We start from the raw sequence: 24529 nt of genomic DNA on the forward strand, positions 1-24529 counted from the left end.
GTTAGCTGATCGACAGGCCTTTTTTCATGGCCACCAGATCGATGTCTTTCGCCACGAAAACCGCGCCCGCTTCCAGCGCCTGATCATAGACAGCGGGATCGCTGGTCAGGATGCCCGGCGGTTTGCCCGCGGCGCGGATGCGGCGGATGGCCTCCAGCACCACGCGGGTGACTTCGGGATGCGACGGCTCGCCCGGATAGCCCAGCGAAGCGGCCAGATCGGCGGGACCGACGAAAATCGCATCGACGCCGTCAACGGCGGCCATTGCCTCGATTTCGTCCAGCGCCGCCTTGCTTTCCACCTGTACGATCAGGCAGATCTCTTCGCGGGCCTTCTTGTGATAGCCCGGCACGGTGGCAAATCGGGTGGCGCGGGTCATGCCCGACACGCCGCGAATGCCGCTGGGCGGATAGGCGACCGCGTCCACCGCTTCCTGCGCCATTGCCGCGCTCTGGACCATCGGCACAAGGATCGTCTGAGCTCCAAGATCCAGCAACTTCTTGATTTCGGCGGCGTTCAGGCAGCTCGGGCGGACGATCGAGCTGGCTTTATACGGCGCGACGGCCTGCAACTGCGACAGCACGGTTGCGGGGTCGATGGGCGAGTGCTCGGTGTCGAACATCAGCCAGTCGAACCCTAGCACGGCCAGCATTTCGGCCACGATCGGATCGCGCAGGCTGCACCAGCAGCCGCGCTGGACTTCAAAGGCTTGCATCGCGGCTTTGAAGTGGTTTTTGGGCATATCGGTCATGATGGGCTTTCTGTGATAGCTTTCCCCGCCCCGCTTGGTAGGGCGGGGCCAGAGAGACTGCGATTGCAGGCGGGGCGTGTGTTATTCGAAGCTGACGCCGATCGCGCCAAGCGGGCCGTAATCGGCAAAGATCACATCGCCCGAAGCAATATCGACGGGGCGGGTGAACGAGCCACCCAGAACGATATCGCCTTTCTTCAGGCCATCGCCCAGCGGGGCGAGCTTGTTAACCAGCCATGCAATCCCGGCTGCCGGATGGCCCATGATGGCCGCCGACACGCCGCTTTCCTCGATCACGCCGTTTTTCGAAAGCGTCGCCCCGATCCAGCGCACATCCACATCGAACGGGCGGAAGATGCGCCCGCCAAGCACGATCGCGCCAAAAGCGGCGTTATCGGCGATGGTATCGGCAATCGCGCGCGGCACCTGCGTGCGGTAATCGATGATTTCTAGCGCGGGCGTCACGTATTCGGTGGCGCGCATCACGTCATGCATCTGGCACCCTGCGCCTTGCAGGTCTTCGCCCATAACAAAGGCCAGTTCGGTTTCCAGACGCGGCTTGATGAACGTGCCTGCCGGAATGCGCGCCCCGTCCTTGAAGACCGCATCATCCAGCATCACGCCATAATCGGGCTCGGTCATTTTCGAGGCCATCTGCATGGCACGGCTGGTCAGGCCGATCTTGCGTCCGATGATTTTCGCGCCAGCCGCGATGCGGGCATTGGCCCAGCGGCGCTGGATGTCATAGGCGTCTTCCAGCTCCATCTCCGGCCATGTTTTCGACGGCTGGACACAGACTTCGCGGGTTTGCTCGGCCTTCAGGATGGCGTCGGCAGCAGCCTGCCTTTGTTCGTTATTTAGCATGGTAGTCCTCAGTTGGCGGCGACGGTCGCTGCGGCAAGCGAGAGCGCACCTGCGCCCGTGCCCAGCAAGATCACCGCGGTGGTGAACAGGGTCACATTGGCATCACATTCGCCCAGAACGGGCAGCATGAAGGGCGGCACGCCATTGACGTCATCCACAAGCGCCAGCCCCAGCTTCTTGCGCAGCGCCACAGCGGTCCAGAAGCCGCCATAGGCGCAGGCGGCCAGGCCCGCGGAGAGCCAGATCTGCCAGTTCACGCTGGACGCCGTCCAGATCAGACCCAGCGCGATCAGGGCCATATAGACGTAGCTCATCACCTGCCAGACGCAGTGGAACCGGCCATGCGGCGTCCATGAATCGTTGAACCAATGGGTTTTGTTGGAATCGAAGGCGAGCGGAATCGCCGAATAGCCGAGCGTTGCAAGCGTCAGCAGAATCTTTGCCGTAAGCAGCATGGTGTCCTCCCTAAAACTGCGCAAACCGGTCTTCCTCCTACCGGTTTGTGTATCAATAAATGATACAGTGTATGAATAAGTGAGACAGTTGAAACGAGCTGTCAAGCGATTCATTGGCCCCAGATGCAGGATAAATGATCACTGCTCGGCGAGGCGCAGGCTGAGGTAGTGCAGGCCGGAAGGGCTGCGCCCCGAGACTGTCCATGCGGTCGAAGGGGGCGGATGGTGCCGTTTTAATCCGAAGGAATGAATAATTATTATCTATTTATTACAATGCCTTGAATTCTAAAAATGATGAAAACTGTTGGTTTTGGCGCGGGTCGGCTGCGAAAATTCATTGACACGAATCCAATGTATCTTAATCATGGTATGGTGTATCGCAGAACAATACACACATAATTACAGGATCCGGTCTTCTGCAAATGAGGAGTGCAGGCGATAGGAATGATCCGCATTCGGCGCTGGGAGGTTGTCGCCGGATGAACAGGTGCATTCCCGTTGCAAACCGGATCTGTTCAGGGAGGAATTCTATGCTCACCAGACGTCGTCTGTTGAAATCTGCTGTCGCGACCGGTCTTGCCGGTGCGGCGGTGACCGGTTTGCCGATGCCTGCATTGGCCAAGACCCGCACGCTTAAGATCGGATTTGTGACCCCGACCACCGGCCCGCTGGCAATTTTTGCCGAACCGGACCAGTTCGTGCTGGACCAGTATCGCGCCGCGCTCAAAGACGGGCTGGAGGTCAATGGCACGCGCCATCCGGTCGAATTTATCGTCAAGGACAGCCAGTCCAGTTCGAACCGTGCCTCTTCGGTAGCACAAGAGCTGATCTTCGAAGACGAGGTCGATTTGATCTGTGCGTCGGCCACCCCCGATACCACAAACCCCGTTGCCGATCAGGCCGAGCTGAACGGCGTTCCCTGCATCACCAATGACACGCCCTGGCAGGCGCATTTCTTCGGGCGTGGGGGCGATCCGAAAGTGGGGTTTGACTATACATTCCACTATTTCTGGGGGCTTGAGGATATTATCGCGGTCTTCATGTCGCATTGGGCGGCTGTGGACAGCAACAAGGTCGTGGGGGCGATGTGGCCCAATGATCCCGATGGCAATAGCTGGTCCAACAGCCAGAACGGCTTCCCCGCCGAGATGTCGAAGGCGGGCTACAAGCTGGTGGATACCGGACGTTACCAGAACGGCTCGGACGATTTCAGCGCCCAGATCCAGGCCTTCAAGAAGGCTGGTGTGGAGGTGGTGACGGGGGTGATGATCCCGCCCGATTTCAACACCTTCTGGACGCAGGCCGCCCAGCAGGGCTTTACCCCGAAAGTGGTCGATGTGGCGAAGGCCAGCGAGTTTCCGCAGGCGATGTCGGCGATGGGGCCGCGCGCCGAGGGGCTTTCGGTCGAGGTCACATGGCACAAGAACTTTCCCTTCCGTTCGGCGTTCAGCGGCCAGAGCTGCGAGGCGCTTGCCGCCGCCTATGAGGCCGCGACCGGCAACCCGTGGACGATGCCGCTTGGCACGAAACATTCGCTTTTCGATGTCGCGACCAATGTGCTGAGCCGCACGCAGGATATCGATGATGCGGATAGCATCGTCGAGGCGATCCGCGCCACCGATCTTGAAACCGTTCTGGGACGGGTCAATTTTCAGGACGGTCCGGTGCCCAATATTTCCAAAACCCCGCTGGTTGGCGGGCAATGGAAACTTGGTTCGGGCACGCCGCAACTGGAAATCGTGACCAATTCCAATGCACCGCAGATCCCGCTGACCGCGCAGATGCTGCCGATCAAGGCCTGATGGTCTGGCGGGTTCACCGGACCCGCCCTCCTACCTATTCATGACATTTCAAGAGGAGGAAGCGGTGCAACCACTTCTCAGCTTGTCGGGCGTCGAAAAGAGTTTCGGCGCTCTGAAGGTCGCTGACGCGATCACATTCGATCTGGCACAGGGCGAAGCGCTCGGGATTATCGGCCCCAATGGTGCCGGAAAATCGACATTGTTCAATCTGATCGGCGGGGCGCTGAAGCCGAGCGCGGGCACGATCCGGTTTGACGGGGCCGATGTGACCGGCATGCGGGCGTCGGAACGCTGCCGTCGCGGGGTCGGGCGCAGTTTCCAGATCCCGCATCCTTTCGTCGGCATGAGCGTTTACGAAAACCTGCTGGTGGCCAGCCAGTTCGGTGGCGCGGGCTTCGATGACCCGCGCAGCGCCTGCAAGGAGATCCTTGAGAAAACGGGGTTGATCCACCGCGCCAACAAACCCGCAGGCAGTCTGACGCTGCTGGAACGCAAGCGTCTCGAGATGGCGCGGGCGCTGGCCACCAATCCGAAGCTGCTGCTTTTGGACGAGATCGCGGGCGGGCTGACCGAAGGCGAGTGCCACGATCTGGTGGCCACTATCAAGCAGATCCATGCCGGAGGTGTCTCGATTATCTGGATCGAGCATATCGTCCATGCGCTTCTGGCGGTGGTGGACCGGCTGGTGGTGATCGATTTCGGCAAGATCGTGGCCGAGGGCGAGCCGCGTGCGGTGATGGCCGATCCGTTGGTGCAGGAAATTTACATGGGGATTTCGGTCGATGACGAAGCTGCTTGAGACAGAGGGGCTGACCGCGCATTACGGCGATTTTCAAGCGCTGTTCGGGGTGGATATGACGGTCGAGCATGGCGAGACCGTGGCCATTATCGGCGCCAACGGGGCCGGAAAATCCACCTTTCTGCGCAGTCTGACGGGGCTGCAATCGACCAAGGGCCAGACCATCCGGCTGGACGGGCAGCCGATTGCGGGGCTTGCGCCGGACAAGATCCATAAGGCGGGTCTGGCGATGGTGCCCGAGGGGCGGCGGCTGTTTCCCTCGCTCTCGGTCGAGGAAAACCTGCTGATCGGTGCGGCGGGCAAGCGGAAGGGGCCTTGGGACCTGAAAGCGGTCTATGAGCTTTTCCCCGATCTGGTCGCCAAGAAAAACAACCCCGGAACGGCGCTTTCGGGCGGACAACAGCAGATGGTGGCGATCGGACGGGCGCTGATTTCCAACCCCAAGCTGCTGCTATGTGACGAGATCAGCCTCGGGCTTGCACCCAAGATCATCAAGGACATCTATCAGGCCGTCCCGCTGATCCGCGCGCGCGGCACGGCCATTCTGGTGGTCGAGCAGGATGTCGGGCAGGCAATGGCGGTCGCGGACCGGATCTATTGCTTCATGGAAGGGCGGGTTTCGCTTTCGGGCAAATCCTCCGAGTTGACGCGCGCACAGATCGCGCAGGCCTATTTTGGAACGGAGATCGCGTGATGGTTTGGATCAACGCACTTATTCAGGGTGTGATGTTGGGCGGCCTCTATGCCCTTTTCGCGGCGGGGCTGTCGCTGATGTTCGGGGTGATGCGCTTTGTCAATATCGCGCATGGTGATTTCATCGTGGTCGGCGCCTATCTGATTTTTACCTTCGTCATCAGCTGGGGGCTCAGTCCGGTTGTGGGTGTGGCGATGGTGGTGCTTATTCTGGGGCTTGCGGGCTATATCAACCAGCGCATCCTGCTGAACCGCGCCTTGGGCAAGGATATCCTGCCGCCGATCCTGATCACCTTCGGGATGTCGATCATTTTGCAGAACGGGCTGCTGGAACTCTATTCCGCCGATAGCCGCAAATTGCCGACCGGCATGTTCGAGACCGCCTCGCTGCAACTGAGCGACCAGATTGCCGTGGGTGTGCTGCCGCTTCTGATGTTCGTGACCGCCATCGCGGTGATCTGGGCCTTGCAGCTTGTGTTTTACAAAACGAGCCTCGGGCGGATGCTGCGCGCCACCTCCGATGATGCCGAAATCGTGCCGCTGATGGGCGGTAACCGCGGGCATACTTTCGCTTTGGCGACCGCGCTGGCCAGCGTTGTGGTGGGCATCGCGGGGATCTGGTTGGCGATGAAAACCAATTTCGATCCTGCCGCCGGACCGGCGCGGCTTCTTTTCGCCTTCGAGGCGGTGATTATTGGCGGGCTGGGCAATCTGTGGGGCACGCTTCTGGGCGGGATCATCCTTGGCGTGGCACAGACGCTGGGCGCGCAGGTCGATGCGGGGTTCCAGATTTTGGCAGGGCATCTGGTTTTCCTGCTGGTCCTGATTTTCCGCCCGACGGGGTTGATGCCGAAGGTGGCGCATTGAGATGAGCATGAAAGAAATGGATATGAGCCCGCAAAAAAGCGGAATGAACTGGGGCGCGCTGGCCACGGCAGGCCTTGTGCTGGCGGTGCTGGGCACTTTGGCTGCGGCTCCTTTCTGGGCCAGCCGCGCCGATCTTCGGTTCCTGATGGAGGTGCTGAGCTATCTGGCGCTGGCGCAGATGTGGAACCTGCTGGCAGGCTATACCGGCCTTGTGTCGGTGGGACAGCAGGCCTTTGTCGGGCTGGGGGGCTATGTGTTCTTCGCGCTGGCGATCTTTACCGGCATGCCGCTGCCTCTGGCGCTGGTGCTGGCCGGATGCGTGACGGCGCTGGTGGCGCTGCCGACGGGCTGGATCGCCTTCCGGCTGCAAGGGGCCTATTTCGCCATCGGCACCTGGGTGATTGCCGAGGTGTTCCGGCTGGGGGCCGCGCAGGTCTCGGCGCTTGGCGGCGGGTCTGGGATCTCGCTGCCCGTGCAGGTGGTGAAATCGCTTTCTGCCAGCCGCGACGGGCGCGAGATGGTGATGTATTACTTTGCCTTCGCCATCGGTATCGCCTCCGTGGCGCTGGTCTGGATGCTGCTGCGTTCGCGCTGGGGTCTGGCCCTGACGGCCATCCGCGATAGCGAGATCGCCGCTGAAACCGTTGGTGTGGCCACGCGGCGCGTGAAATTCCTGATCTATCTTCTGACGGCAGGGTTCACCGGTCTGACGGGGGCCTTCATCTTCCTGCAGAAGCTGCGCATTACCCCCGATAGCGCCTTTTCGGTCAATGACTGGACGGCTTTCGTGATCTTTATCGTGGTGATCGGCGGGATCGGCACGATCGAGGGCCCGATCCTCGGGGTGATCGTCTTCTTCGCGCTGCGCAGCCTCGCGGCGGACTGGGGCACATGGTATCTGATCGTCATGGGCGTGATCGCGATTGCGGTGATGATGATCGACAAGCGGGGCATCTATGGGGCGCTCAAGGCCCGTCTGGGGCTGACGATCCTGCCAGTCAGCCGCCGTCTCGACTAGGGGCTGCCCCTCCCATGCCCCTGTCGCGTGTCCCAAACGGCGCGGCAGGGGCATGTTGCAGCGAAGGCGCATTGCACAAAGGTATATTATCCGCCTAAACTCGGATGAAAGAGCGGATAACTGATCGGTTGGGCCATGCGGATTGACAGCGAACATCTGGAAATCCTTGCGATGATCGTCGAACAGGGGGGCTTGACCGAAGGGGCGGAGGCGCTTGGCAAATCCCAGCCTTCGGTCTCGCGGTCTATGGCCATTCTGGAAAAACGGCTGGGGCTTTCCCTGTTTGAACATGGCCGCCGCCCGCTGCGTCCGACCGATTTCGGACAGGAGCTGGCCAAGATCGGACGCCGGATCCATAACCTGTCGCTGGAGGCCAGCGCGCTGGTCGAGCGGGTGCAAAGCGGCCGCGCGGGATATCTGCGCATGGGGGGCACACCGCTGTTCATGGACGGGGTGATCACTCCGCTACTGGCGGATCTGCAAGAGCAGGTCAGCGGGCTGCAATTCGAACAGGTCTATGGCTATTACGACAGCCTTGCCAGCAAGCTGCGCAACAAGACCATCGATCTGGCGGTGCTGCCGCTGCCACAGGGGCAGGTGCCGATTGATATGGTGTTCACCCCGATCCTGTCAGGGCGCAATGTGATTGCCTGCCGCGCAGGTCATCCGCTGACGCGGCGGCGCTCGGTGGAACTGGGCGATATTGCCACCTATTCCTGGGTGGCCCCGCCGCAGGACAGCCCGCTCTTTCGGGATCTGAAACAGGCGATCGAGGCGACCGGAGCCTCCGAACATGCCAAATTCACCTTTTCCGGCGGGACCTTGGCATCGATCACCAGTTTTCTGGCGCGCACGGATTGTCTGACGATGCTGCCATCCTCGGTGGTGCATATGGTGCGCGAGATGCTGGGGATCACCGTGCTGCCGGTCAAGGTCGCCCATCCGGACCGGCAACTGGGCCTGTTACGCCTGAAAAATGCCGAGGCCCCTGCGGCGTTACAGGTGGTGTCGGACCATATCCGTAGCCATTGCGCTGCGCTGCAATCGCGGCTGGATGCCGAGATCGAGGCCCTCTGAGGCGCGGCGGCGCGCCTATGCGGGAAGCCTGTCGGGGACGGGGGGCAGGTCGCGTAGGGCAAGATCTTGCGCCTCTGCCGGTGGCAGTCCTGTCATACAAAGCAGCCGCATGACGATTTCCGGTTTGGCTGTGGCCGGAAGGTCGCCCTTCAGGATCAGAAGCGCCGCGCCCAGCAGGGCGTGGCTGGTCAGCCGCCAGATCAGGCTGGCATCGCTGATCGTAAAGCGGCCCGCCTCCGTCGCCCGTTCCATATCGCGGATCGCAAAGGGCCCCATCGCCCGATACATCGCATCGGCAATCACCTCGGAGCGGTTGAGCAAGGGATGCCAGCGCGCGTCCTGTGTGGCGACCTCCAGCACCGAGCGCACCCCACAGGCATAGACCAGCGCGGAATCGCTGAAGGTATTGGTGACGGATTCGATGCGCATCGCAAGATCCTGCATCAGGAATTCCAGCACCGCGACGGCCAGATCGTCTTTCGATTTGAAATAGTTATAGACAGTGCCCGCCCCCATATCGGCGGCCTCGGCGATTTCCAGCATGGTGGCGGCGTCCACACCCTTTTCGGACATCACCCGACAGGCCGCGTCAATCAGCGCTTTGCGGGTGCGGCGCTGACGGCGGGCGACACGTCCTTCGGCGGGCGGTTCTGTCGGGGTCGAGGGCATTTGGCACCATTCCAGTCATCTACGAATCACATTCGCTTTCTTAGCGTCCCGCCTCCGAAACCGGAAGCAATCTGCCGCCAAGCCACGCCCGCCTGCGGCAGGTGGTTTTGGCGCTCCTTACAGTGCGCCCGAACCTATGTCCCAGAATATCCTTTTTGAACAGCAGGCTAGGGGCGGCTTTTCATCCAGATAAAATGACGAAAATTCAAACTTGACGATCATTCATTTTTCGATCCTAATCAAGCGCAGGGTTATATTGCGGACTTTGCCGGCACGAGGAGAGCAGGGAAGGTCCGAGGGAGGACATCATGAACAACTCAGCCAAGCCTCAGGGCTTTGATACCGATGTGGCCATTGTTGGCGGCGGGCCTGTCGGCCATCTTCTGGCGATTTTGCTAGGTCAGCGCGGCAAGCGCGTGACGCTGATCGAACGCTGGACCACCTATTACCCGCTGCCGCGGGCGGTGACCTTCGATCACGAGATCGCCCGCATTCTGGCGACACTCGGCATCAATGCCGAAACCGATCCGGCAATCAATTTCCATGACGAGCTGTATTACTGGCGCAATCGCGATGGCGAGGATCTGCAGATCGTTGACTGGCAGAGCAAATCGGCGTCGGGCTGGCGCGTGCGCTACTGGTTCAACCAGCCCTATCTCGAAGAGCGGCTGATGGAGATCGCCAACCAGCTCGAAACGGTCGAGATCATTCGCGGCTGGGAAGCCGCCGAGATGGTGCAAGATGCCGAAAGCGTCACGCTGACGCTGCGCCGCAACCCCGAAGAAGGCGGTCGTCCCGACGAGACCCGCCAGCTGCGCGCGAAATTCGTGGCAGGCACCGACGGGGCCAACAGCTTTGTCCGCGAGACGCTGGGGATCGAAAACGAGGATCGGGGCTATTTCTTCGACTGGCTGATCCTCGATATGATCCCCGATTTCGATTACGTGGCCAGCCGCCCGCACGAGCCCGCCCAGTGGCAGCTCTGCGATCCGGTGCGTCCCACCACGATCGTGCCGGGGGGGCCGGGCCCCGTGGCGGGCGGCCCTGACCGCCGCCGCTGGGAGTATATGGTCCTGCCGGGCGAGGATGCGACCGAGCTGCAAAAGCCCGAGAATGCGTGGAAGCTGCTGGAGCCGTGGGGCATCACCCCCGAGAATTCCCAGCTTGAGCGTGCGGCGGTTTACCGTTTTCAGGCGCGGTGGGCGAAGCTGTGGAACAAGGGGCGCTGCCTGATCGGGGGCGATGCCGCCCACCTGATGCCGCCCTTCGCGGGCGAGGGCATGTGTGCGGGGGTCCGTGATGCCTTGGCGATGGCTTGGCGTCTGAACGGTATCCTTGAAGGCAAATATGGCCTTGAGGCGCTGGACAGCTATACCACCGAGCGCGTCGAACATGCCAAGCATTACATCAATTTCAGTCAGGAACTGGGGCAGATCATCTGTATCGCGGACGAGGCCGAAGCCGCCAAGCGCGACAAGGAGATGATCGCGGATCTGGCCGCGCGCAACCATACGCCCGTGCCCACCGATATCTGCCATCTGGGTCACGGGGCATGGTGTCAGGACAGCGCGCATTCGGGCGAGCTGTCGGTGCAGGGCGTGGTCGAGGCCAATGGCAAGGTCGATCTGTTCGATCAGGCCGTGGGGCAGGGCTGGGTGCTGATCGGCTATGATACCGATCCGATGGCGGTGCTGAGCGCGGCACAGAAAGCGCAGCTGGCCTCGCTGGAAGGCTTCGGGGTGCAGATGTCGGCACAGGCCGGTCAGGCCAATGTTCTGGACCGCGAAGGCACCTATAAGGCGTGGATGGAAGAGATCGATGCGCGCTATGTGCTGATCCGTCCGGATTTCTATGTGGCTCTGACGGCCAATAGCCCCGAAGCCCTGCGCGAGCGGTTCGACAAGGTGATGCAGTCGCTCAATGTGCCTGCGGTCGAAGCCGCGCTTTCGGCCTGAACCGGCGCCCCCCGATGGCGATATCGGGGGGCATCGCACGGGGTCATATCTTTCAGATATGAAATCATTCAATATTAGGATGCTACGCGGCTGGTCTGTTTGTAGTCTCCTACTCTGGGAAGCCCGGTCTGCCGGATCGGGACAGGGGGGAAAATGTCACTGAATTTTATCTGTAGTCTCAATCCCGCGCGGGTGGTGTTTGCCTGTGGCGCGCTGGATCGGGTGGCCGAGGAGCTGCGTGCTTTGGGATGTGCGCGGGCGCTGGTGCTTTCGACGCCGTTCCAAGAGCAGGATGCACAGGCCTTGGCGCAATCGCTGGGCGCACAGGCTGTTGGTGTCTTTGCGGGGGCGGCCATGCATACGCCCGTAGAGGTGACCGATCAGGCCATGCAGGTCTATGCCGAAACCGGCGCGGATTGCGTGATCGCGCTCGGGGGCGGGTCGACCATCGGTCTGGGCAAGGCCATCGCGTGGCGCAATGATTGCCCGCAACTGGTGATCGCGACGACCTATGCGGGGTCGGAAGTGACCCCCGTCCTGGGCCAGACCGAGGAGGGTGTCAAAACCACCCTGCGCGATGCCCGTGTCCTGCCCGAGACGGTGATCTATGATCCCAATCTGACACTGGGACTGCCCGTCGCGATGAGCGTGACTTCGGGACTGAACGCTATGGCCCATGCCATCGAAGGGCTCTATGCGCAAAACAAGAACCCCGTGGCGTCGATGATGGCGGTGGACGGGGTGCGGGCGCTCAAACAGGCTCTGCCTGCCATTGTCCGTCGTCCGGAGGATGCGACCGCGCGCGGCGAGGCGCTTTATGGCGCGTGGCTGTGCGGCACGGTGCTGGGATCTGTCGGGATGGCGCTGCATCACAAGCTTTGTCACACTCTGGGCGGCTCTTTCGGCCTGCCCCATGCCGAGACGCATTCGGTGATGATCCCGCATACCGCAGCCTATAATGCGCAGGCGGCGGCGGAGGATCTCAAGCCGCTTGCCGATATGTTCGGGGGGGATCTGGGCAAGGGTCTTTGGGATTTTGCCAAAGAGTTGGGGGCGCCGATGGCGCTGCGTGATCTGGGGCTGGCCGAGGCCGATCTGGACCGTGCGGCGGATCTGGCCGTGAAAAACCCCTATTGGAACCCGCGCCCCGTCGAGCGGCAGGCGATCCGTGCGCTCTTGCAAGCCGCATGGGAAGGCCACAGGCCCTAAGCGGCCCGCCTTGCGCCCGCCAGTTGCCCGCGCGCGATCCGGCCCCTTTCGGGTCGTGTCGCCTGTGGCGGGACAGGCCTGAGGGACAGGGTCCACAGGCGGGGCTGGCGCATTGTTTTCATACGGATTTGTCAAGCCCGCGCCCGGCCCGTACCCGCGCTGCCGCGGGGCGGAAACCGGCTCCGGCTTGGCAGGATTCTGACATAAGGAACGTGACTATGACAAAATTTTTCACCGAGGAGGCGTCCGATCAGACGGTCAATGCACGGATGGGCGACACTGTGCCCGCGCGTCTGAAGACGGTCATGGAAGCTTTGGTCCGGCATATGCACGAGTTCGTCAAAGAGGTCGAACTGACGCAGGAAGAATGGGATATCGGGATCGATTTCCTGACCAAGACCGGACAGATCTGCAGCGGCGAACGTCAGGAATTCATCCTGCTGTCGGATGTGCTGGGGGTGTCGATGCTGGTGGATGCCATCAATAACCGCAGGCCCACAGGGGCGACGGAGAACACCGTGTTCGGCCCGTTCCATGTGGCCAATGCGCCGATCCGCGAGATGGGAACCTGTATCAGCCTCGATGGCAAGGGCGATACCTGCCTTTACGAAGGTCGGGTGATCGACCTGCATGGCACGCCGATCGAGGGGGCCTGTGTCGATGTGTGGTCGGACAATGCCGAAGGCTTCTATGATGTGCAGCAGCCCGATCTCCAGCCGAAATGGAACAATCGCGGGCGGTTCATCACCGGCTCGGACGGGGTATACCGTTTCGTCGGGATCAAGCCGGTCAGCTATCCGATCCCCGATGATGGTCCGGTGGGACAGATGCTCGGGCATCTGGGGCGTCACCCCAACCGTCCGGCGCATATGCATTTCATGGTCACCGCACCGGGGCATAAGACTATTGTGACGCATACATTCGTGGGCGATGACGTCTATTTGGGCGATGATGCCGTTTTCGGTGTGAAACAGACGCTGGTCGCCCCGTTTGAACATATCAATGGCGAGACGATGTGGCGTTCCCCCTTCGACTTTGTCATGGTCGCGCAGGCCGAGTAAGCGGAGAAAAACGATGCCCCTGATGTCGATGCAGATCGCACATGATCTCTGGACCGAATGCGGTTCGACCCTCGAAGCGGCGCTGCCCGAAATCCGGCAGATGCTCTGCCGCGAGCTTTCGGTGCCGATGGAGTTTTGCCATCTGACCCTTGTTCCGGTCTATGGGCTGCCCGATCAGGCGCAGGCCTCGGCGGATCTGCGGGTGCTTGAAAAGCCCGAGCGCAGTCTGGAGCAGGTGCGGGCCGCCGCCCTGAAGCTGCAGGATATGCTCAGCGCCGCCGCGCAGGTACGGGTGGCCGTGCGGGTGACGATGATGGACCCCGCGCGGTATTTCGCTTTGCGCTAAAGCGGACCTGTCCGAAAGACAAAGACAGCGCCGCGCAGCCTTCGGGTTGCGCGGCGTTTCCATGTGCGCGGAGCCAGCAGGCCTGCGGGGATTGCATCCGTTGGGGGGGATATCGCGCCGCTTGCGGCCCCGCCCGACGGAGCCGCAAAAACAGTCTGCGCCGCCCCTTGGGCTCTGGGTCGGAAGATGCCCGGCGTGCCGGGTCAGTCGCGCGGCGGCTCTGCGGGACGGGGCTTGAAGGCCGTGCCGCGCAGGGTCAGGGCCACGACCAGTGCCACGCTCATGACAATGCCGCCCATCTCGAACGCTGCGGTGATTGCCTGCCGGAAAGCCTCGTCAATCTCGGGGCGCAATGTGGCGGGCAGGGTATCGACCGCCTCCATGCCGCCATTGATGATGGCCTGCACATCGATATCGCCCCCCAAGGCGCGCAGGTTCGAGGACAGCCCCATTGCCATCACCCCCCCCGACACGGCGACCCCCAGCGTGCCGCCCATCGAGCGCAAGAAGGCCATTGTCGATGTCGCGACGCCCATGCTGTCTTTCGGAACCGAGTTCTGCACGATGGCCGTGGCATTGGGCATGGCGATGCCCATCCCCGTTCCCAAAAGCGCCAGAGCCAGCCAGAATGCGGGATAGGCGGCCCCTGTCATCGCCAGAACGGCAAGCATGCCAAGCCCTGCGGCTTCGAAGGCGATGCCTGCAACCATGAAGATTTTGGGACGTCCGAGATCGGAGGACAGTTTGCCGCCGAAGGTCGAGGTCAGCAGCATCGCGATCACCTGCGGCAGCATCATGGCCCCTGCCTGTGCGGGGTTAAGCCCGAGCACGAGTTGGAAGTAGAGCGGCAAGAATACCATTGCGCTCATCATCGCAAACCCCATGCAGGACATGGTGAGAATGCCCGTTGCAAAGGCGCTGATACGGAACAGGCGCAGGTTGATGATCGGTTCGGCCGCGCGCAGTTCGGTCCAGAAGAACAGCGTCAGAGCCAGCAGGGCGATCCCCCCGAGGATCAGGCTTGTCAGCGACCCCCATGCGAAGAGCGAGCCGCCGAGACTGAACAGCAGCAGCAGCGCCGAGGCGCCGATAATCAGCAGGCCCGCACCGAGATAGTCGATCTTGTGGCTACGGCGCGGCGGCGAGGGCGGCAGGGCCGTCCATAGGAGCGCCAGCGCCAGAATGCCCAATGGCAGGTTGATATAGAAGACCCAACGCCATGAAAGCAGCGTGGTCAGCACCCCGCCCAGCAGTGGCCCCGTCAGGCTGGCAAAGGCGAAGGCCCCCGAGAACAGCCCCTGATAGCGCACCCGCTCGCGGGGACTGACCAGATCGCTGATCACGGTCTGGCTGAGCGTCATCACCCCGCCCGCGCCGATCCCCTGCAGGAAGCGGAAGGCGATCAACTGGCCCATGGATTGCGCTACACCGCAGAGCATCGACATGACCAGAAACACAATCACCGCCCCCAGCAGGAAGACGCGCCGCCCGAACATGTCCGAAAGCTTGCCATAGATCGGCGTCGAGACCGTGTTGGTCAGCATGAAGGCGGTGACGACCCAGCTGAGATGGGCCAGACCGCCCAGATCACTGGCCATGCGCGGCAGGGCGGTGTTGACAATGCTCTGGTCTAGCGCGGCCAGCGCCATTGCCACGATCAGCCCCGAGAAAACGCGGCGCAGATGCGGGGGCAGCCAGCCGGTGGAGATATCATTGGAGGTTTGGGACGTCATGAACTCTTGCAGGCCTTGTAATGCGTGACAGGAAGCTGGCTGGCCGGATTCCGTTAGGGCGGGGGTCCGGAACAGGGCCGGAGGCCGCAACGGTCGGGTGGCTGGGCTGGGTAGGCTCCGGCTTTTAACGCCGGTTCGAACAGCCTGTAAAGTGCATGCGCGGGATTTCTCCTCGCCCGATGGGTGCATGCCTGCACAGCCCATGCAAAAGGCAGGCACCGTGATGCCTGCCTGCGGTCGTCTCAGTGCTTGGCGGTATCGACCCTGGTCACGACCGACATCCCCGCGCGCAACTGGTTGATCGCGCTATTGTCCGGATCGATGCTGACCCGAACGATCAGGCGTTGCACGATTTTGGTGAAATTGCCGGTGGCATTATGGGCGGGCAGGCTGGCATAGCTTGCGCCGCTGGCGGGGGCGATAGAGGCGACATGGCCGGTGAAGGTCGTATCGGGCAGGGCGTCGATCTCGATATTGACCGGCTGTCCAAGCGTCATATGGTCAAGCTGGGTCTCGCGGTAATTGGCGTCGATATACAGATCCTGCGGCGGCGGCACGACGAGGCAGGCCACAGTTTGCGGCCCCACAAGCGCGCCCATCCGCAGGCTTTGCACGCCGATCATCCCCTCGATCGGCGAGCGGATCACGGTGCGGTCCAGATCCAGCTTGGCCTTGTCAAGCGCGGCCTGCGCGCTGGCTTTCGCGGCGCTGGCCTCGTTCTGTTTGGCTTGCAGCACCTGACTTTGCATCTTCGCCTGTGTCAACGCGGCCTGCGAGCGTGCCAGTTCGGCCTGTGCTGTCGTCACATGGGTGCGTGCCGTCTCGCGCGCCTGCTGGCTGGCGGAGCCGTCCTGTGCCAGATTGGCATAGCGGCTGGCATCCGAACGGGCCAGCTCCAGATTGGCCTGCGCGGCGGTGGTCTGGGCGCTGGCTTCCTCGATGGCGGCTTTTTGCTGGGCGATCTGCGCGGTCAATGCGGCCAGAGCCGCATCGGAGGTATCAAGCTGGGCCTGTGCAGCGGCCACGGCAAATTTGTAATCGCGGTCATCAAGCTTTGCGATCACCTGATCTTTATGCACGGTTTCATGCTCTTGCACGGCGATTTCGGTGACGCGGCCGCTCACCTCGGGAGAGAGGGCGACGATATCGGCATTGATATAGGCATCATCGGTGACCTGCCAACGCGACTGGCTGGCGGGACGGTTGAGAATAATCCAGCCTGCGCCGAGAGCGCATAGAATGCAGGCGACAATCAGGATGTTTTTAGAGCGGAACATTGCAACGGACCTAGTTGGAAGAGGCGGCTTCTATGCCGGTTCAGGACGTGACGGGGGCGGAGGCCGCCGGAGGGGGCGCATCGCGGCGCGGGGCGACAGGAGCGGGGGGCGGGCCTTTGCTGAGATCTGGGGCCGGAATATGCTTGAGCAGCAATCCGACAGGGGCCAGCAGGAAGGCGAAACTGCCCAAAACGATCAGCACATCCGCGCTGGACAGGATCAGCGCCTGTTGTGGCACCACGGCGAAAAGATCGCGCGTCGTTTCCTGCATCGGCAAGGTCAGACGACCGATGGAATCCTGCATGTGTTCGGCGTGGAAGGCCTCGCGATATTCGAGGAATTTCTCGATCAGCGCCGAGCCCAGCGTGGTGCCGAAAGCCCGGATGGTGTTCACGGTGCCCGCAATATAGGGCCCCTCCATCGGATGCACCACCGAGGTTGCCAGAAACAGCAGCGAGACGATGAACATCGGCTGCCCCAGACATTGCAGGATCTGCGCCAGAACGAACTGGTCGGCCATCCATGTCGCGGTGATGCGGCTGTTGATCCAGCAGGCGATGCCGATAAAGATCAGCCCCGTACTGAGCACCAGACGCGCATCGATCCATTTCCGATAGAGCAGCAGCGCCACGGCGGGGGCCACCAGCACCTGCGGCACGGCCACGATCAGCGAGAGCGGTGCGACCTGCAGGGCCTTGAACCCGTGCAGCGCGCCCAGAGCGGTTGCCGGAATGAGGCTGGCCGAGAGCATCAGCACCAGCACGCAGAGCAGAAGCGAGAAGCCCAGCCACAGGTTTCGCCGCGCCAGAAGCTGCGGTTTGATAAAAGGCGCGCTATGGCGCCACTCGGTCACAAGATAGGCGAGGATCAACAGCACGCTGGCGCATAGGCTCCAGGTGATGAAGGGGGTTTCGAACCATTCCAGACGGTTGCCTTGGGTCAGGGCGACAACCAGCAGGCCGAGGCCCGGAATGCCCAGGCTCATGCCCAGCCAGTTGCCCTGCCGGAAGCGGGGCCAGATGATCGGGTCATTGGGCAGGCCCCAGTGAACCAGTGCCGCAGCGCAGATCCCCGCAGGGATGATCTGCCAGTAAAGCCATTGCCAGAGCGGCGCCTCGCCCTGCCAGAAGGCGGTAAAGCTGACCGCAATATTGGGGGCGACGGTTGCGGTCATCGAATACAGGGCCAGACCGTGCAACCGGATATTGGCGGGCATGAATTTGAGAGCCGCCATCATCAGCACCGGCACCAGACAGCCCGCGGCCATGCCTTGCACGAAACGCAGGCCGATGAACAGTTGCAGGTTCAGGGTGAAGGGCAGCAGGATGGCGATGAAACAGCAGATCGCCAGCGCGATCTGGTGAAAGCGCCGCAATCCCAATGTGATGGCGAACCATCCGGCAAAGGGCATGACCAGCAGCTCTCCGGCGGTGTAGCTGGTTTCGATCCATGAGGCCGCATCCGATGCCGCGCCGACCTGCGCCGAGATATCGGTCAGGGCCAAAGCCCCCACACGGTTATTGACGCCCGACATCAGGGCTCCCAGCAAGATCCCCGCCAGCGCCGCGGCGGTGCGGCGGGTGAAGGGCGGCGGGCCGCCCGGACCTTTCGGCGGGCCGCCTGCCGGTGCCTGCCCCCCCGGTCCGGCCATTGCCGGTGCGCCGGTCATTTATCCGCTCCCGTTTTGGCCCCGCTTCGGGCGGGCTGCTGGCCCTTTGTCTGGGCCTGCGCGCTGGCAAGCGGCGGGTGTTGGCGGTAATCCCCGCCAATGGCACGGAACAGGTTGACGGCGGCGATACTGGCCGATGCCTGTCCTTCGGTCAGGGCGCGGCGGCTGGTCAGAACATCGCGTTGCGCCACGAGCTGCGGCAGATATTCGGTCAGACCTTCCTCGTAATTGCGTTCGGCGCTATGCAATTCGGCCTGATAATAAGTGACGGACTGGCGCAGATAGGACAGGCGCTGGCGTTCTTTCTGCTCGCTGGTCATCGCATTGGCGATTTCTTCCCATGCGCGGATCAGCGTTTCCTGATAGGCGCTGGCCGCCGCTCTTTCGCGCGAGCGCGAGAGTTCGTAATTGGCCACGATCTTGCCGCCCGAGAAGATCGGCAGGCTGACGGTCGGGCCGATGCCGAAATAGCGCGCGTTCCACGCATCGAAATCGGACAGGTCGAAGGCCTGTTTGCCGGCCCGCGCACTGATCGAGAAGCTCGGATAGAAATCGGCTTTTGCAGCCTGCCGTTGCGAGATGGCCGCATGCAGATTGGCGTCTGCCGCATGCACATCGGGGCGTTTCAACGCCAGATCGGAGGGCAGCCCGCTGGGCGGGGTATGGGTCAGCGTCGGGATCCTGCCCCCCTTGCCAAGCAGCGTATCCAGCGCGTGGGGGGGCTGGCCCAACAGCGCCGCGAGACTGTTCATAAGCTGGGTGGATTTGGCTTCGGCGCGCGGAAGCAGGGCCTGCACATCGGCAAGCTGGGCGCGTGACGAGGCGATATCCTTATCGCTGGAAATCCCGTTATCGACCCGCGCACGGGCGATGCGGACGGCGTGGTTGGCCACATCCAGCGTTTCACGGATCGTCACGACATCCTGCTGGGCGGCGCGCAGCTGGATATAGGTCGAGGCCACCTCTGCCGTGAGCGCAAGCATCGCGCCACGCATCTCGTCTTCTGCGGACAGGGCCTGCATCCGTGCCGATTGCTTGGTGTTACGTGCCCGCCCGAAGAGGTCCGCCTCCCAACTGGTCTGCACGCCCAGATCCCAGACATCGGCTGTCTGCGGGCTGGCCCCTGCGGCGACATCGGCCCCATAGGCACTGAATGCACCGCGCTGCACGGAGCCCTCTGCCGACAGGCTGGGCAGCAGGCTGGCATTGGCGATCTTGACCGACTGGCGGCTCTGCACGATGCGTTCAACCGCCTGCTGCAGGGTCAGGTTGTTTTGGAGCGCGCGCTGTTCAAGCTGGTCCAGTGTCGGGTCCTTGAAGCCCTGCCACCACGGGCTGCCTGTGGTCGCTTCGGCCAGAAAGGCGGCACGGATGGCCAGATCGGGTGTCGGGTCGGTCTTCGAGGGCAGTGCGGCACATCCGGCCAGACCGAGGCTGAGCGCAAGCAGCAAGGAAGGGCGGTAGGGGCCGTAAGTTTTCAACCCCGCAAACAGGGAGGGTCTCCCGGAAGTGGCAAAATCAGCAGGCATGGCGCTCGTTCTCAATGGCAAAGGACATCCCGATATGGCAAGGCGAATCCTGACCATACCGCTCGGTTCGATTTTGAACCGTACCGAGCGGTACTATCTTTCGTTTCCCAAATTGTCGAGTATGCTTGTTCGGGATTTTTTCGACGAGGTCCGCCAAATGGCAGAAATGACGCATGCAGAGCAAAAGCCCGAAATGCCGGAAAAGGCCCGTGTGGTTCTGGCCGCCGCGCGCGAGGTCTTTCTGACGCATGGTTTCGCGGCGGCGACGACCGATATGATCCAGCAACGGGCAGGGGTCTCGAAATCGACGGTCTATTCCTATTTTCCGGGGAAAGAGGCGCTGTTCGAGGCGGTGTTGCAGACCGAATGTTCGGCGCATATGTCTCGGCTCGAGGGGCTGCCGAGCGAACGCGACGATCTGCGCATGTCCCTGCATCGGGTCTCGGTGGCCTATCTCGACCTTATCCTTGCGCCGTCCTCCTTGGCGCTGCATCGTGCAGCAGTGGCAGAAACCGTTCGATTTCCAGAGATTAGCCGGATCTTCTTCCAGTCTGGCCCGCTGACCTTCCAGACCCTGATCGAAGCCCTCCTGACCCGCGCGACCGAACGCGGAGAGCTTGCCCTGAGCGCTGACAAGGTGGCCCGTCTGGCACCGCTTTATGCCGGTATGTTGCGGGGCGATTGGCAGGTGCGGCTGTTGACGCAATCTCCCCCCGAAACGCCCAGCCATGAGGCGCTGGTGGCATGGGTGGATTTCGTTCTTGATACGCTGTTTCGTGGGATTGCGCCGCAGGTGTCCTAGACCTGTGATGCGCCCCACGCTGCGGGGTGCCTTGATGGGGGTGGGTGCAAATTTGCACAGAGGCGGTGCAAGATTTCCTTATATTCGGGACGGCGCGGTTTCTTGACACTCGCCCGTTCCCGACCAAATAACTGCCTAGGCAGGGAAACTGTCTGTCAGCCGTTTGAAAGGAGCCACCGTGCCGCATCTGACCGATCACGATTACGACCCGCTGGATAATTTCGGGCGCTTGCTGATTGATGCGGCCTCGCTTTTGTCACGGGCGGTCGACAAGCGGGCCAGAAGCCTCGGGATCAGCGGGCCGCAACTTGTTGTCTTGATCCGCATTGGCGGGGGCGCCAATCGCACCGCCGCCGAACTGTGTCGCGGGCTGGATTATGACAGCGGGGCCATGACGCGGATGCTTGATCGTCTGATCAAGCTCGGTCTGGTGCAAAAGGCCCCGGATCCGAAAGACGGGCGGATGATCATCCTGTCGCTCACCGAAAAAGGGGCGGCGCTGTATCCTGCGCTCAAGCCGGTCGCCATCGATGTGATTAACCAGCATTTGCAGGGCTTCGGTTCTGAGGAGGTGCTGCAATTCGGTGCGATGCTCCGGCGTCTCATCGAGAATGCGGACCCATTGGTGGGGCGGTCCGAAACCGGTGCTGACGCATCTGCAAAAAAGGATAATATCGGAACGACATGATCTCTCTTTTCCGGATTTCTCCGGCCCTCGGGGCCGTTTCCTTGTGTTTTTCTCTGGCTGCGGCAACAGATGCTGCCGCGCAAGGCCAGACTGTTCAGAATGGTGACCACATGACGCAAACCCAAATCGTAACAAGCGCGGATATCTCGGTATCCGCCGCACAGGCACTGGTCCAGAAAGGCGTGGATCAGGCACTTAAGGCACAGAAGAACCTTAGCTTTGCGGTGGTCGATCGTGCCGGATATCTGGTGGCGTTCGCACGTATGGATGGGGCGGCGCTGGTGACCGTCGATGTCGCAATCGGCAAGGCCCATGCGGCGGCGTTTCTCAAGGGGCCGTCGAAAGGCTTCGAGGATATGATCAATTCCGGCAGCCCGTCGATGGCCACCGTGCCGAATGTTCTCCCGCTGCAAGGGGGGATGCCCATCCTTTATAACGGGCAGATTGTCGGTGCGATTGGTGTGAGCGGCTCGTCCGGTGACGATGATCAGGCCACGGCTGCCGCCCTTGCCGGAAGCTTCCAGCCGTAATCCGGCCTCTTTACCGCACGGACACAGTGGCCCGTGCGGGGCGTGTCCAGCCTTTGTCCGGGTCGCAACGGCGACCTGCACGAGGCGTTGAAAAAAGGAATATCCAGTGACTTTAGCGCAAAAAACCGTCGTTGTGATCGGCGGTACGTCGGGATTTGGGAAAGCCACCGCCCTTTCGGCGGCAGAGCTTGGGGCAAAGGTGACGATCACCGGACGGGATCGTGCCAAGCTTGATGCGGTCATCGCAGAGATGGGCGCGGCGGGGCATGCGGTATCGGGGGCGGTGCTGGATGCCGCCGATCCGGCCTCGATCAGCAGCTTCTTTGACCAGATCGCGCAGTTCGACCATCTGGTTTCGATGGCGGGCGGCTTCATGGGCGGCGGGTTCCTCTCTGCCGATTATGAAACGATCCATCACGCGGTTGAAGAGAAGCTCTTTGCCAATCTGCGCATTGCCCGCGCGGCAGCCCCAAAAATCGCGCAAGGTGGCAGCATGACGTTCACGGCGGGGTCCGGCGGACGTCCGCAAGGGGCGTCGGGCGCGATTGTCGGCAATGAATCGATTTCGACGATGGTGCGTGGTCTGGCCGTGGAACTGGCTCCGAAAGCCCGTGTCAATGCGGTGTCGCCGACATGGACCGTCACGCCGCTGTGGCGTGGTATGTCGGAGGCCGAGGTGGCGCAGACCAAGCAACATTTCTCGGATCTTATCCCGTTGGGGCGCACTGCTGAGATCGCAGAGGTGTCCTCGGCCTATCTGTTCCTGATGCAGAATGGTTTCATTACCGGCCAGACCCTTGCGGTCGATGGCGGGGTCGATCTGGTCGGCTAAACTCTCCCTGCCGTCGGGCCGCTGGTCCGGCCCGACGGCGACCTGATGTGATCCGGTTGGGGTGGTCGTTTTTTGGGCGCGAGCCTTGTGATCTGCCTTCATTATTAGCGTTTCCGGTCCGGTTCTGGCGCAGATCCCGTATAGGGCTTGCCGCTCCGGTCGTTCCGGCCCGAAGCTGGGCCTCTATAATAATGACAAACGACTGGATAAACTATGACGGCTCAACCAACGCCCTCGGGTGCTGTGCTTTCGGTGCGCGGCCTTTCGGTGGCTTTGCCCAAAGCGCTGGACCGGCGCTTTGCGGTGGAAAATATCAGCTTTGACCTCCTGCAGGGCGAGATCCTGTGCATCATCGGGGAATCCGGCTCGGGGAAATCGGTGACCGCCAGCACGGTGATGGGGCTTTTGCCCGATGTGATGACGGTCAGCGCGGGCGAGATCACCTTTCGCGGCAAGGACCTGCTGAAACAGCCCGAATCCGAATTCCGCAAGATGCGCGGGCGGGCGGTGTCGATGATCTTTCAGGACCCGCTCTCGGCGCTGAATCCTTTGATGACCATCGGCGACCAGATCCGCGAGGTGCTGGACACCCATCAGATGGGCGATAAGGCCAGCCGCGCCCAAAAGGTGGTCGAGATGCTGACCGAGGTGGGCCTGCCCGACCCTGCGCTGATCCAGCATCAATACCCGTTCCGCCTGTCGGGCGGGCAGCGTCAGCGGGTGATGATCGCGATGGCTTTGGCACTGGACCCCGATATCCTGATCGCCGACGAGCCGACCACCGCGCTGGATGTGACCACTCAGGCGCAGATCCTTGATCTGATCCGCAAGGTGCAGCGGCGCAAGAATATGTCGGTGATGTTTATCACCCATGATTTCGGTGTGGTGGCCGATATTGCCGACCGTGTGATCGTGATGGAAAAGGGCCATCTGGTCGAGCAGGGCGATGCGGCATCGGTGCTGGAACGCCCGACCCACCCCTATACCAAAAAGCTGATCGCCGCTGTGCCCACGCTGCGCGAAGAAGACCGCCTGCGCGATAAGGCGCCGCCTGTGGTGATGGAGGTGAAGAACCTGCAAAAGACCTATCGCACGCGCTCGGGGTTTCTGGGCAAGATGCGCGAGGTCCATGCCGTGAATGACATCAGCTTCACCCTGCGCAAGGGCGAGACGCTGGGGATTGTGGGCGAAAGCGGCTCGGGGAAATCCTCGATGGGCAAGGTGCTGATGAAGCTGATCGGGGCCGATGGCGGGCAGATCAATTTCCGTGGCGAGGACACGCTTGCGCTGAGCGAGGCCGAATTCCGCCCGCTACGCGCCCGCATCCAGATGATTTTCCAGGACCCCTATGCCTCGCTCAATCCGCGCTTCACCGTGGGGCAGGCGATGTGTGTGGGGCCGGTGGCGCATCGTCTGCTAACCCATGCGGATGCGCGCAAGAAGGCCGAGCGTCTCTTGCAGACCGTCGGGCTGGAGGCGCAGGCCTTTGACCGCTACCCGCATGAGTTCTCGGGCGGTCAGCGCCAGCGGGTGGGGATCGCACGCGCGCTGATGTTCGATCCCGATGTGATTGTGGCGGATGAGGCGGTCTCGGCGCTGGATGTGTCTATTCAGGCGCAGGTGCTGGATCTGCTGAACCGGTTGCAACAGGAGAGCAAGCTGGCGATGGTCTTCATCACCCATGACCTGCGCGTGGCCAGCCAGATCTGCGACGATATTCTGGTGATGCACCGCGGGAAAATGGTGGAATACGGCCCGCCCTCGCAGATCTTCCGCAACCCGAGCCATGACTATACCCGCAATCTGGTCTCGGCGATTCCGGGGATGGCGGCCTGAGGGGCGGCGTCTTACGGGCGGCGCCTGCCGTCGCCCGATCCGGCCTGTTTCACAAAATGCATCCGTG

23 protein-coding genes are annotated in these 24529 nt (G+C 62.0%); 15 read left to right on the plus strand and 8 right to left on the minus strand.

What is annotated here, in order from left to right; genetic code table 11:
* Position 1 precedes the first annotated feature (1 nt).
* The 3 genes from RPE78_RS15100 to RPE78_RS15110 form a co-directional block, all read right to left on the minus strand.
* Entirely contained in the window at positions 2-751 is a 750-nt protein-coding gene (locus RPE78_RS15100) for an aldolase/citrate lyase family protein (protein WP_330646904.1), read from the minus strand.
* An 81-nt stretch (positions 752-832) separates the two neighbouring features.
* The gene (locus tag RPE78_RS15105; RefSeq protein ID WP_330646905.1) at positions 833-1615 is read right to left on the minus strand and encodes a fumarylacetoacetate hydrolase family protein; all 783 of its coding nucleotides are present in this window, start codon (positions 1613-1615) and stop codon (positions 833-835) included.
* 8 nt (positions 1616-1623) lie between these two features.
* Complete coding sequence (locus tag RPE78_RS15110) at positions 1624-2070, minus strand: hypothetical protein (RefSeq protein WP_330646906.1); 447 nt, start codon at positions 2068-2070, stop codon at positions 1624-1626.
* A gap of 530 nt (positions 2071-2600) precedes the next feature.
* Between RPE78_RS15110 and RPE78_RS15115 the strand changes: the two genes are divergently transcribed.
* The 6 genes from RPE78_RS15115 to RPE78_RS15140 all read left to right on the plus strand — a co-directional run bounded on the left by RPE78_RS15115 (position 2601) and on the right by RPE78_RS15140 (position 8326).
* The gene (locus RPE78_RS15115) at positions 2601-3872 is read left to right on the plus strand and encodes an ABC transporter substrate-binding protein (RefSeq protein ID WP_330646907.1); all 1272 of its coding nucleotides are present in this window, start codon (positions 2601-2603) and stop codon (positions 3870-3872) included.
* Between the two features lie 40 nt (positions 3873-3912).
* Positions 3913-4671: an ABC transporter ATP-binding protein gene (locus RPE78_RS15120; protein WP_406721688.1), complete on the plus strand. Its 759-nt coding sequence runs from the start codon at positions 3913-3915 to the stop codon at positions 4669-4671.
* A complete protein-coding gene (locus tag RPE78_RS15125) occupies positions 4655-5365 on the plus strand; it encodes an ABC transporter ATP-binding protein (protein ID WP_330646909.1) in 711 nt (236 codons plus the stop codon). Before RPE78_RS15120 ends, RPE78_RS15125 begins: the two co-directional genes overlap by 17 nt.
* Complete coding sequence (locus tag RPE78_RS15130) at positions 5365-6231, plus strand: branched-chain amino acid ABC transporter permease (RefSeq protein ID WP_330646910.1); 867 nt, start codon at positions 5365-5367, stop codon at positions 6229-6231. Before RPE78_RS15125 ends, RPE78_RS15130 begins: the two co-directional genes overlap by 1 nt.
* 7 nt (positions 6232-6238) lie before the next feature.
* The gene (locus tag RPE78_RS15135) at positions 6239-7249 is read left to right on the plus strand and encodes a branched-chain amino acid ABC transporter permease (RefSeq protein WP_330647275.1); all 1011 of its coding nucleotides are present in this window, start codon (positions 6239-6241) and stop codon (positions 7247-7249) included.
* A 135-nt stretch (positions 7250-7384) separates the two neighbouring features.
* Entirely contained in the window at positions 7385-8326 is a 942-nt protein-coding gene (locus tag RPE78_RS15140; RefSeq protein ID WP_330646912.1) for a LysR family transcriptional regulator, read from the plus strand.
* Positions 8327-8341: 15 nt separating this feature from the next.
* Here RPE78_RS15140 and RPE78_RS15145 read toward each other — a convergent pair whose 3' ends face one another.
* Positions 8342-8995 (minus strand): helix-turn-helix domain-containing protein, encoded by a 654-nt coding sequence (locus tag RPE78_RS15145; protein WP_330646913.1) that lies wholly within the window; start codon positions 8993-8995, stop codon positions 8342-8344.
* A 308-nt stretch (positions 8996-9303) separates the two neighbouring features.
* Between RPE78_RS15145 and RPE78_RS15150 the strand changes: the two genes are divergently transcribed.
* From RPE78_RS15150 to RPE78_RS15165, 4 genes are all read left to right on the plus strand, one after another.
* Positions 9304-10950, plus strand: coding sequence for a bifunctional 3-(3-hydroxy-phenyl)propionate/3-hydroxycinnamic acid hydroxylase (locus tag RPE78_RS15150; RefSeq protein WP_330646914.1), 1647 nt, complete (start codon positions 9304-9306; stop codon positions 10948-10950).
* A 153-nt stretch (positions 10951-11103) separates the two neighbouring features.
* Entirely contained in the window at positions 11104-12159 is a 1056-nt protein-coding gene (locus RPE78_RS15155; protein ID WP_330646915.1) for a maleylacetate reductase, read from the plus strand.
* 218 nt (positions 12160-12377) lie between these two features.
* Positions 12378-13220, plus strand: coding sequence for a dioxygenase (locus RPE78_RS15160; RefSeq protein WP_330646916.1), 843 nt, complete (start codon positions 12378-12380; stop codon positions 13218-13220).
* Between the two features lie 13 nt (positions 13221-13233).
* Positions 13234-13566, plus strand: a complete 333-nt coding sequence (locus RPE78_RS15165) for a hypothetical protein (RefSeq protein WP_330646917.1) — start codon at positions 13234-13236, stop codon at positions 13564-13566.
* A 203-nt stretch (positions 13567-13769) separates the two neighbouring features.
* On the opposite strand, the gene RPE78_RS15170 is transcribed toward RPE78_RS15165, so the two are convergent.
* The 4 genes from RPE78_RS15170 to RPE78_RS15185 form a co-directional block, all read right to left on the minus strand.
* Entirely contained in the window at positions 13770-15299 is a 1530-nt protein-coding gene (locus RPE78_RS15170; protein ID WP_330646918.1) for an MDR family MFS transporter, read from the minus strand.
* A gap of 242 nt (positions 15300-15541) precedes the next feature.
* Positions 15542-16576 carry an HlyD family secretion protein gene (locus RPE78_RS15175; protein ID WP_330646919.1) on the minus strand — a complete coding sequence of 345 codons (1035 nt, stop codon included), beginning with the start codon at positions 16574-16576 and terminating at the stop codon, positions 15542-15544.
* A gap of 40 nt (positions 16577-16616) precedes the next feature.
* On the minus strand, positions 16617-18245 hold the full coding sequence (locus tag RPE78_RS15180; protein WP_330646921.1) for an MFS transporter: 1629 nt from the start codon (positions 18243-18245) through the stop codon (positions 16617-16619).
* On the minus strand, positions 18242-19774 hold the full coding sequence (locus tag RPE78_RS15185) for an efflux transporter outer membrane subunit (protein WP_406721689.1): 1533 nt from the start codon (positions 19772-19774) through the stop codon (positions 18242-18244). The genes RPE78_RS15180 and RPE78_RS15185 overlap by 4 nt, the downstream gene beginning before the upstream one ends.
* Before the next feature lie 157 nt (positions 19775-19931).
* On the opposite strand from RPE78_RS15185, the gene RPE78_RS15190 reads away from it, so the two are divergent.
* The 5 genes from RPE78_RS15190 to RPE78_RS15210 all read left to right on the plus strand — a co-directional run bounded on the left by RPE78_RS15190 (position 19932) and on the right by RPE78_RS15210 (position 24462).
* Entirely contained in the window at positions 19932-20576 is a 645-nt protein-coding gene (locus tag RPE78_RS15190) for a TetR/AcrR family transcriptional regulator (RefSeq protein WP_339109719.1), read from the plus strand.
* A 178-nt stretch (positions 20577-20754) separates the two neighbouring features.
* Positions 20755-21264 carry a MarR family transcriptional regulator gene (locus RPE78_RS15195; protein ID WP_330646925.1) on the plus strand — a complete coding sequence of 170 codons (510 nt, stop codon included), beginning with the start codon at positions 20755-20757 and terminating at the stop codon, positions 21262-21264.
* 110 nt (positions 21265-21374) lie between these two features.
* A complete protein-coding gene (locus tag RPE78_RS15200; RefSeq protein ID WP_330646927.1) occupies positions 21375-21794 on the plus strand; it encodes a heme-binding protein in 420 nt (139 codons plus the stop codon).
* Positions 21795-21900: 106 nt separating this feature from the next.
* Positions 21901-22626, plus strand: coding sequence for an SDR family oxidoreductase (locus tag RPE78_RS15205; RefSeq protein WP_330646928.1), 726 nt, complete (start codon positions 21901-21903; stop codon positions 22624-22626).
* Positions 22627-22839: 213 nt separating this feature from the next.
* Positions 22840-24462: an ABC transporter ATP-binding protein gene (locus tag RPE78_RS15210; protein WP_330646929.1), complete on the plus strand. Its 1623-nt coding sequence runs from the start codon at positions 22840-22842 to the stop codon at positions 24460-24462.
* The last annotated feature ends 67 nt before the right edge of the window (positions 24463-24529 follow it).

The organism is Thioclava litoralis, assembly GCF_045278885.1.
Lineage (GTDB): Bacteria > Pseudomonadota > Alphaproteobacteria > Rhodobacterales > Rhodobacteraceae > Thioclava > Thioclava litoralis.

What these genes read in the sequence shown, in the direction of transcription:
- RPE78_RS15100 (WP_330646904.1), bottom strand. Translation starts at nt 751, where the DNA reads ATGACCGATATGCCCAAAAACCACTTCAAAGCCGCGATGCAAGCCTTT.
- RPE78_RS15105 (WP_330646905.1), bottom strand. Translation starts at nt 1,615, where the DNA reads ATGCTAAATAACGAACAAAGGCAGGCTGCTGCCGACGCCATCCTGAAG.
- RPE78_RS15110 (WP_330646906.1), bottom strand. Translation starts at nt 2,070, where the DNA reads ATGCTGCTTACGGCAAAGATTCTGCTGACGCTTGCAACGCTCGGCTAT.
- RPE78_RS15115 (WP_330646907.1), top strand. Translation starts at nt 2,601, where the DNA reads ATGCTCACCAGACGTCGTCTGTTGAAATCTGCTGTCGCGACCGGTCTT.
- RPE78_RS15120 (WP_406721688.1), top strand. Translation starts at nt 3,913, where the DNA reads ATGACATTTCAAGAGGAGGAAGCGGTGCAACCACTTCTCAGCTTGTCG.
- RPE78_RS15125 (WP_330646909.1), top strand. Translation starts at nt 4,655, where the DNA reads ATGACGAAGCTGCTTGAGACAGAGGGGCTGACCGCGCATTACGGCGAT.
- RPE78_RS15130 (WP_330646910.1), top strand. Translation starts at nt 5,365, where the DNA reads ATGGTTTGGATCAACGCACTTATTCAGGGTGTGATGTTGGGCGGCCTC.
- RPE78_RS15135 (WP_330647275.1), top strand. Translation starts at nt 6,239, where the DNA reads ATGAAAGAAATGGATATGAGCCCGCAAAAAAGCGGAATGAACTGGGGC.
- RPE78_RS15140 (WP_330646912.1), top strand. Translation starts at nt 7,385, where the DNA reads ATGCGGATTGACAGCGAACATCTGGAAATCCTTGCGATGATCGTCGAA.
- RPE78_RS15145 (WP_330646913.1), bottom strand. Translation starts at nt 8,995, where the DNA reads ATGCCCTCGACCCCGACAGAACCGCCCGCCGAAGGACGTGTCGCCCGC.
- RPE78_RS15150 (WP_330646914.1), top strand. Translation starts at nt 9,304, where the DNA reads ATGAACAACTCAGCCAAGCCTCAGGGCTTTGATACCGATGTGGCCATT.
- RPE78_RS15155 (WP_330646915.1), top strand. Translation starts at nt 11,104, where the DNA reads ATGTCACTGAATTTTATCTGTAGTCTCAATCCCGCGCGGGTGGTGTTT.
- RPE78_RS15160 (WP_330646916.1), top strand. Translation starts at nt 12,378, where the DNA reads ATGACAAAATTTTTCACCGAGGAGGCGTCCGATCAGACGGTCAATGCA.
- RPE78_RS15165 (WP_330646917.1), top strand. Translation starts at nt 13,234, where the DNA reads ATGCCCCTGATGTCGATGCAGATCGCACATGATCTCTGGACCGAATGC.
- RPE78_RS15170 (WP_330646918.1), bottom strand. Translation starts at nt 15,299, where the DNA reads ATGACGTCCCAAACCTCCAATGATATCTCCACCGGCTGGCTGCCCCCG.
- RPE78_RS15175 (WP_330646919.1), bottom strand. Translation starts at nt 16,576, where the DNA reads ATGTTCCGCTCTAAAAACATCCTGATTGTCGCCTGCATTCTATGCGCT.
- RPE78_RS15180 (WP_330646921.1), bottom strand. Translation starts at nt 18,245, where the DNA reads ATGACCGGCGCACCGGCAATGGCCGGACCGGGGGGGCAGGCACCGGCA.
- RPE78_RS15185 (WP_406721689.1), bottom strand. Translation starts at nt 19,774, where the DNA reads ATGCCTGCTGATTTTGCCACTTCCGGGAGACCCTCCCTGTTTGCGGGG.
- RPE78_RS15190 (WP_339109719.1), top strand. Translation starts at nt 19,932, where the DNA reads ATGGCAGAAATGACGCATGCAGAGCAAAAGCCCGAAATGCCGGAAAAG.
- RPE78_RS15200 (WP_330646927.1), top strand. Translation starts at nt 21,375, where the DNA reads ATGACGCAAACCCAAATCGTAACAAGCGCGGATATCTCGGTATCCGCC.
- RPE78_RS15210 (WP_330646929.1), top strand. Translation starts at nt 22,840, where the DNA reads ATGACGGCTCAACCAACGCCCTCGGGTGCTGTGCTTTCGGTGCGCGGC.